Source organism: Intrasporangium sp., assembly GCF_036566125.1.
GTDB lineage: Bacteria > Actinomycetota > Actinomycetes > Actinomycetales > Dermatophilaceae > Intrasporangium.
On sequence record NZ_DATCWX010000059.1, the window covers coordinates 1 to 7736 of the forward strand.

9 protein-coding genes are annotated in these 7736 nt (G+C 70.3%); 1 reads left to right on the plus strand and 8 read right to left on the minus strand.

Features of this window, described 5'->3' with window-relative positions; all coding sequences use genetic code 11:
• Positions 1–160: 160 nt before the first annotated feature.
• The 8 genes from VIR15_RS03400 to VIR15_RS03435 all read right to left on the minus strand — a co-directional run bounded on the left by VIR15_RS03400 (position 161) and on the right by VIR15_RS03435 (position 7435).
• Entirely contained in the window at positions 161–1618 is a 1458-nt protein-coding gene (locus tag VIR15_RS03400; RefSeq protein WP_331926067.1) for a WD40 repeat domain-containing protein, read from the minus strand.
• Positions 1615–2112 (minus strand): SigE family RNA polymerase sigma factor, encoded by a 498-nt coding sequence (locus VIR15_RS03405; protein WP_331926068.1) that lies wholly within the window; start codon positions 2110–2112, stop codon positions 1615–1617. Before VIR15_RS03405 ends, VIR15_RS03400 begins: the two co-directional genes overlap by 4 nt.
• 161 nt (positions 2113–2273) lie before the next feature.
• Complete coding sequence (locus VIR15_RS03410; RefSeq protein ID WP_331926069.1) at positions 2274–3038, minus strand: SDR family NAD(P)-dependent oxidoreductase; 765 nt, start codon at positions 3036–3038, stop codon at positions 2274–2276.
• Between the two features lie 24 nt (positions 3039–3062).
• Entirely contained in the window at positions 3063–4214 is a 1152-nt protein-coding gene (locus tag VIR15_RS03415; RefSeq protein WP_331926070.1) for an acyl-CoA dehydrogenase family protein, read from the minus strand.
• Positions 4215–4301: 87 nt separating this feature from the next.
• Positions 4302–5357, minus strand: a complete 1056-nt coding sequence (locus VIR15_RS03420) for an ABC transporter ATP-binding protein (protein ID WP_331926071.1) — start codon at positions 5355–5357, stop codon at positions 4302–4304.
• Between the two features lie 103 nt (positions 5358–5460).
• Entirely contained in the window at positions 5461–6279 is an 819-nt protein-coding gene (locus VIR15_RS03425) for an ABC transporter permease (protein ID WP_331926072.1), read from the minus strand.
• Positions 6276–7043: a molybdate ABC transporter substrate-binding protein gene (gene modA / locus VIR15_RS03430; RefSeq protein WP_331926073.1), complete on the minus strand. Its 768-nt coding sequence runs from the start codon at positions 7041–7043 to the stop codon at positions 6276–6278. Before modA ends, VIR15_RS03425 begins: the two co-directional genes overlap by 4 nt.
• Complete coding sequence (locus VIR15_RS03435; protein ID WP_331926074.1) at positions 7040–7435, minus strand: TOBE domain-containing protein; 396 nt, start codon at positions 7433–7435, stop codon at positions 7040–7042. The genes modA and VIR15_RS03435 overlap by 4 nt, the downstream gene beginning before the upstream one ends.
• A gap of 130 nt (positions 7436–7565) precedes the next feature.
• Between VIR15_RS03435 and VIR15_RS03440 the strand changes: the two genes are divergently transcribed.
• A partial coding sequence (locus VIR15_RS03440) for an ArsR/SmtB family transcription factor (RefSeq protein WP_331926075.1) occupies positions 7566–7736 on the plus strand: 171 nt, incomplete at its 3' end.

Genomic DNA, 7736 nt, shown 5'->3' on the forward strand with positions numbered 1-7736 from the left:
ACCGCCCCACAAGGTTGTCCCAGCAACACACCCGCTTGTCGATTGCTGACTCCTGGTGCAGCAGGAGCCAGCAGTCAGTAAGCGGGTGTGTTGCGCAGACGAGCGGGTCGTATGCCGCTGAGCTGGCCCCGCGGCATGCGCTCCTCCCAGCGTGGTTGCGTCAGCGGGCGTCCAAGAGGTGCACCCTCATCGGTGGCGCGAGCTCATCGGGTGTCTCGACCTCGTCGGTGAACCGTTGGCAAGCTCCGTCGAGAGTGCAGCGGCCGAGCACCTGGACGGAGCCACTCGCGCCCTCGCTCTTGAGGACGTCGAGCGCGAGGGATCCGTCCCGCGTGAAGCCAAAGTTCAAGAACGCCACATCGGTGACGACGGGGCCCGTGCGGCCATCGAGCACCGCGTTCGCCACCTCGAGGACCACGCGGCCGGTGCGGGTGTCGAGCACCCGGACGACTGTCGCCGCGAAGCCGTCCTGGTATGCGCTGGAGCCGGCGAGGAAGCGCCCGTCGGGGGAGAGCACACTCGGCCCGAACGACTGGAAGTCCCCGCAGTGCGTGGAGAGCACCTTGGCGGTCGTGCCGGTCACGTCGAGGATCTCGGTGCAGCCGGTGAAGCCCTCCCCGGTCGGTTTGAACGCCGCGGCGAAGCCTGCCGCGTTGACGGTGCCGAACGATGCGCCGTCGTAGTAGTTGTCGATGGTGTTGGTCGCGAAGTCCCAGGTGTAGCTGTGGCCCGAGGTGCGGTTGCCGAGGAACACCCGATCGCCGTACCAGCCGGCCACGTGGGCGGTGTGCACCAGGTTGCTCTTGTGGCCGAGCTCCCGACCGGTCGAGTCCCAGGCGTAGATGACCGCGTCATTGTTCTTGGAACCGCTCGGGTTGAACGCGTAGAGCGCCACCGTGGAGCCGTCGGCGCTCGCGGCCGACGATACGCCGACGTGACTCGCCGGGATCCTCGCGAGCTCTCGCCGTACCGTGCCGTCAGGACCCACGAGGCTCACCGTTCGTTCGGTGTCGTTGGCGCCGTCGATGACCAAGCCGTTTCCTCCCGCGAGCGGAAGGTACTGCCACGTGTCGCCCACCTCGAGGGTGAAGGTGCGGCCGTCGCGGTGGATGGTCTTGCCGACGCTCCAGACCGCGTCGCCCGAGGACCCCTGCCGGAAGGGCGCGCTGGCCGAGACGGTTAGATCGGCTCCGTCGGGGATGGCGAAGGTCGGGACCGTGACGGGGGTCGTCGCGGTCGTCTGGGGCCGGGTCGTCTGCGCAGTTGTGGTCGCGCCGGTCGTCGGGCCGCCGGTCAATGCTGGTGGGGTCGTCGGGGCGCTCGTCGTCTCGCCGTCGGTTGTGTGGGCGCCCGTCGAGACGACGGACGGCCCTGCGGGGAGTCCGTGGTCGGACCCACCTCGCAGCGTGGTCCACGTCAGCGGCGCAACGACGACAAGCGCGGCCGCGACCACGGCGGCTCCGGTCGCGATCTGGCGGTTCCGTCGGATCGTGTGGGAGCGCCCGATCACGGAGTCGGTGAGATCGACCGATGCCCTCATCGGGTCGAGGCGGCCGTGCAGCACCGCGGAGACCTCGCGCTCGACGTCCGAGCCCTGGGGGACCTGGCTGGTGTTCATGCGGGCACTTCCTCGAGCTTGGTGCGGAGCGTGGCGAGGGCGCGGTGGACCTGGCTCTTGACCGTGCCGACGGAGCAGCCGAGGATCTCGGCGGTCTGGGCCTCGGTGAGGTCCTCGTAGTAGCGGAGGGCGACCGCGGCGCGCTGCCGCGGCGGCAGGGCCATGACCTGCGTCCACAGCTCCCGGTCGACCGGCGCCGTGTCGACCGCGCCGCGGCGCTCGGACTCACGCACGGGGTCGACGTCGAGGGTCTCGCGCCGCCGCCAGGCTCGCCGCCACCACGAGGTGTGCTCATTGACCATGACCCTGCGGACCCACGCGTCGGTGGACTGGGCCTGCCGGATCGTGTCCCATTTGAGGTAGAGCTTGGCCAACGCGATCTGCGCCAGGTCCTCGCCCGCCATCCGGTCGCCGGTGAGCAGGTAGCCGAACCTGACGAAGTCGTCCTGCCGCGCCCTGACGTAGGCAGCGAACTCGTCGTCGGGTGGTCGCATCCTGGTCTCCCCCTGGTGTCGGCCCATGGCCCCTCGTCGCACTGTTGCGCTCGGGTTCAAGACGAGGCAAGGGGGCCGAAGGGTTGCATGGCCCAAACTACGGGAGGTGCGTTAACCAGGGTCCCGCTGGGACTCAGCTCAGCGGCATACGTGATGGTCTGTCAGCGAGGCGGCATGCGGAGCGCGCCGTCGAGGCGAATGACCTCACCGTTGAGCATCGGGTTGTCGACGATGTAGCGCACCAGGCTCGCGTACTCAGCCGGCTGACCGAGGCGGGACGGGTGCGGCACCTGCTGCTCCAGGACGTGACGGGTCTCCTCCGGCAGGCCGGCGAGCATTGGCGTCTCGAACGTTCCGGGCGCGATCGTCATGACGCGGATCGCCTTGTCCGCCAAGTCTCGTGCTGCCGACAGGGTGAGGCCCGCGATGCCGGCCTTGCTTGCGGCGTAAGCGGCCTGCCCGATCTGGCCGTCGAAGGCAGCGATGCTCGCCGTGTTGACGATGACCCCGCGGTCGCCGTCGAGTGGTTCGTTGTCGAGCATCGCCGCGGCGGCCAGGCGCATGACGTTGAACGAGCCGACGAGGTTGATGTCCACGACCGTGCGGAACGTCTCCAGCGCCAGCGGGCCTTGCCGCCCGATGACGCGACCCGGCGTCGCGACTCCGGCGCAGTTCACGGCCACCCGCAGCTCACCGAGTGCACTCGCTGCCTCGACGGCCTGCTGGACCTGGTTCTCGTCACGGACGTCTGCCGCGACGAACGCGGCCCGTTCGCCCATGTCGGCGATCACCTCAGCGGCCCGAGAGGACTCGAGGTCCAGGAGTACGACCGAGGCCCCGTCTGCGTGCAGGCGACGGGCGGTCGCCTCGCCGAGGCCGGAGCCTCCGCCGGTGACAATGGCGACGGAGGACGAGTTCAGCTGCATGAGAGGCCTTTCGGGGTCAGCCGTTCAGTTGGCGAGGACGTGTCGGGAGATGACGAGGCGCTGGATCTGGTTGGTGCCCTCGAAGATCTGCGTCACCTTGGCCTCGCGCAGGTAGCGCTCGAGCGGGAAGTCCTCGGTGTAGCCGGCGCCGCCGAGCACCTGTACGCCATCGGTCGTGACCTTCATCGCGGCGTCGGTGGCGACGAGCTTGGCGACGGCCGCCTCCTTGCTGAAGGCGCGGCCGGCGTCCTTGAGGCGAGCCGCGTGGAGGTAGGCGGCGCGGGCGGTGGTGACGGCAGCCTCCATGTCGGCAATGAGGAACGCGAGGCCCTGGTTGCTGGCGATCGGGCGGCCGAACTGCTGCCGCTCCTTCGCGTAGACGGCGGCTTGGTCGAGGGCGGCCTGAGCGAGCCCGGTTGCGGCAGCGGCGATCCCGAGTCGGCCGGCGTCCAGGGCTGTGAGCGCCATCATCATGCCCTGGCCCTCCTCGCCCACCCGGCGCGCAGTGTCGACCGGGACGCCGTCGAAGATGACCTGCGCGACGGGGTCACAGTGCAGGCCCATCTTCTTCTCCGGCTCGGCGAAGGCCAGGCCAGGGGCGTCGGCGGGGACGATGAAGGTCGAGAGGCCCTTGCCGCCGCTGTCTGAAGTGCGGGCGAAGGTCGTGTAGTAGTCGGCGTGCCCCGCGTGGGAGATCCACGCCTTGGTGCCCTTGAGGGAATAGCTCGTCCCGTCGTCGGAGGCCGTTGCCCTGGTTGTCATCGACGCGATGTCTGAGCCCGCGAGCGGTTCGGAGAGGCAGTAGGCGCCGAGCTGGTTGCCGGAGAGCATCTCGGGCAGGAGCGCCTGCTTCTGCTGCTCGGTGCCGTAGGTGGCGACGGGATGGGCCGTCAGGCTGTGGACGCTGACGCCGACGGCGACGCTCATCCACACGGACGCGATCTCCTCGACGACCTGGAGGTAGACCTCGTACGGCTGCCCCGCGCCGCCGTACTCCTCGGGGTAGGGGAGGGACAGCAGCCCCGCCGCGCCGAGGGTGCGGAAGGTCTCCTCCGGGAAGGTGTGCTTGCGCTCCGCCTCGTCCACCTGCGGCGCGAGGTCCTTGCGGCAGATCTCGCGGGTCAGCTCGATGAGGTCGGCGGCTTCGTCGGTGGGCATCAGCCTCGTCGCTGGCATGGTCCAGATACTAGGACGTCAAAGAAATTGGCCCCAAACCCGGCCATCGGCGCACTCGGTCGGGAGGGGCGTGGCAGGCAGGCGTGGTCAGCGGGGATAGGTCCGCACCTCGGTGGCCTTCACGGCGGCCCAGACGTCCTGACCGACGTGCAGCCCGAGCGCCGCGATGGACTCGAGCGTCACTTCGGCCGTCAGGTCGATCGACCCCGTCAACCCGACCCGCGCGGACTGCCCCTGCATCGTCACGTCCCTGATCCGCAGGCGCCACGTGTTGCGCGGCGACCCCTCGGGCTGGTGCCGGTGCAGGGACACGGCGCTCGGCGCGAACGCCGCCCAGACCGATCCCTCGGTCGGATCCGTCGTGACCAGCAGGCCGTCGCCGTCGACCGTCACGTGCCCGTGCGAGTCACCCTGTGCCGCATAGAGGTTCAGCCCCACGACCGTGCCGACATAGGCGCTTCGCGGCTCGCGGAGGACGTCATGGGGAGTCCCCGTCTGGCTGACCGTGCCGTTCTCGATGAAGACGAGGTGATCGGCCAGGGTGAGGGCGTCGAGCGGGTCGTGCGTCACCACGACCGTCACCCCGCCGTATGCCGCCAGGCGGGCTCCCAGCTGGGAGCGTGTCCTCGCGCGCGTGTCCGGGTCGAGTGCCGCCAGTGGCTCGTCGAGCAGGAGAAGCGCAGGGTCGGTCGCCAGGGCGCGGGCGAGGGCCACCCGCGCCGCCTGACCGGACGACAGCTCCCGCGGCTTGGCATGCGCCTGTCCAGCGAGCCCCACACGGTCGAGCTCTGCCAGGGCTCGCTCTCGGGCGGTGCCGCGTGCGACGCCGCGGCTGCGGGGACCGTAGGCGACGTTGTCGACCGCTCGCAGGTGCGGGAAGAGCAGCGGGTCGGCGAGCATGAGCCCCACGTGCCGCGCCTCGGGGGACAGGCGGCGGCCGTTCTCGTCCCAGCTCTCGGCACCGACCCGGATGTGGCCGGACTCCACGCCCAGCACGCCCGCCAAGGCCAGGACGGTCGAGGTCTTCCCGCCGCCGTTGGGCCCGAGCACGCCGATGACCTGCCCCGGCTCGGCCCGCAGGTCGACGTCGAGGTCGAGGGTGCCGCGGCTCAGCCGGACCCGCGCATCGAGCCCCCCATTCATCCGCAACACACCCGGTCATGGACAACAGACCACAACTGCAGCACGGTGAGTTCCGCGCTGCCGGGTGTGTTGCGGGAGGGGTGCGCCCGGCCAGCCGCGGCGGTCATCGGAGCCACCTGCCACGCAACAGGCCGAGGACGAGGATGCTCACCGCGAGCAGGGCGATGCTCAACGAGATCGCGACCTGGGGGTCCTGCTCGAGAGCGGCATACACCGCCAAGGGCGCCGTCTGGGTGCGACCCGGGAAGCTGCCGGCGAACGTCAGGGTGGCCCCGAACTCGCCGAGCGCCCGGGCCCACGCGAGCGCCGCCCCACTGGCGATGCCGGGCAGGACGAGCGGCAGCGCCACAGTCCGCAGATAGCGCAGGTCGCTCGCGCCCAAGGTCCGCGCGACGGACTCGAGGCGCGGGTCCAGGCCCCGCATGGATCCCTCGACGGCCAGCACGTAGAACGGCAGGGCCACGAACGTCTCGGCGAGGACGACGGCGACCGTCGTGAACGGGATCTGCACCCCGAAGGCCGTCAGGTGCTGGCCGACGAGGCCGTTCCGCCCCCACGTCATGAGCAGCGCAACGCCCCCCACGACCGGGGGCAGGACGAGCGGCACGGTGACCAGGGCCCGCACCCATCGCACCGCCGGATGGTCGCTGCGGGCGAGGACCCACGCGAGTGGCGTGCCGAGCAGGAGGCAGAGGGAGACCGTCGTGGTCGTCGTCAGCAGCGACAGACGCAGGGCCAGCCGCGCCGTGGGGTCAGCCAGGTCGCTGGGCAGCCGTGCCCAGTCGGCCTGGAGCAGGAGGGCCAGGAGGGGCAGGACGAGCAGCGCGAGACCCAGCCCGGCAGGGATGCCGAGGGCGGCCCGGGAACGCCACCCAGCGGCATACGACCGCTTGGTGGTGCCGGACGCCGCCCAGAGAGTCACGGCGCCCCGAGGCCGAAGGACTGCAGGGTGGCCAGCCCCTCGGGGGACAGCACATACGTGACGAACTCCGCCGTAGAGGCGTCGTCGGCGAGGGTGATGATCGGGTAGCGCAGGCTCGTGTTGAACGGGTCGCGGATCGTGACGCCGGTCACGGCGCCACCGGCGGCGACGACGTCGGAGTGGTAGACGACGGCGGCGTCGGCCTCGCCGAGCTTCACCTTGGCCAGGGTCGCCTTGACGTCGACCTCGCGGGAGACGACCGACGGAACGACGCGCGCCTTCTTGAAGGTCGCGTCGGCGGCCTTGCCGCACGGCACGGTCTCGGCGCAGAGGACGACCTTGAGGCCGGTCCTGCCCAGGTCGTTGACGTCGTGGACGTTGCCCGGGTTGTCCGGGGGGACGGCGATCTCGAGGACGTTGGTGGCGAAGATGCTCGACGTCTTGACGAGGCTCTCGTCGAGGGGCTCGGCCGCGGCTTCGCCGGCGAGGGCGATGACCTGCGCCGGGGCGCCCTGGTTGACCTGCTGGACCAGGGTCGCGCTCGAGCCGTAGGACGCCTCGACGGTGATCCCGGGGTGGCTGTGCTCGAAGTCGGCCTTGAGCTGGTTGAACGACTCGGTGAGGGAGGCGGCCGCCAGCACGGTGACGGTCTGGCTGGACGCCGTCGGCTCGCTCCCGGCGGGCGAGCTGCCGCAGGCGGCAAGAGCAAGAACGACGATGCCGTATGCCGCTGAGCTGAGTCCGCGCCGACGTGCCCTTCTCATGCGGGGACCTCCACGACCACGTTGGTGGCCTTGACGGAGGCGACGGCGACGGACCCGACCTCGAGGCCGAGATCGTCGACCGACTCGCTGGACAGGAGCGAGACGATCCGGAACGGGCCGCACTGCAGCTCGACCTGGGCCATGACCTTGTCCTTGGTGACGGCCGTGACGATGCCGCGCATCCGGTTGCGCGCCGAGGCGCCGCCGATGGTGCCGATCTCGGCGGGGTGGGCGAGCTCCTGGGCGACGGCGGCCAGCTGGGCGCCGTCGACGGTGCGCCGGCCGGCCTCGTCGGTGCCACCGTCGAGGCGGCCCGAGTCGACCATGCGGCGGACGGTGTCGTCACTGACGCCGAGCAGGGCGGCAGCCTCGCTGATTCGCAGTTGCGGCATGAACCCCACTCTATCGCCGCATCTGCGGGCCTCTCCCATCGAGTGTGCAGAAAATGCGGACACGGGTTGACATGCAGACTGGTGTTGTTCTTTAATCAATCTGTTGGTTGATCAAGGAAGAGGTTGATTAATGATCTACGACGGAGCGGCGGAGGAGCGCCTGGACCGCGCGTTCGCGGCGCTCGCCGACCCGATCCGTCGCGCGATCATCGCCCGGCTGTCCCGCGGACCGGCAACGGTCAACGAGCTCGCCGAGCCCTTCGAGATCAGCAAGCAGGCGGTCAGCAAGCACATCCAGGTG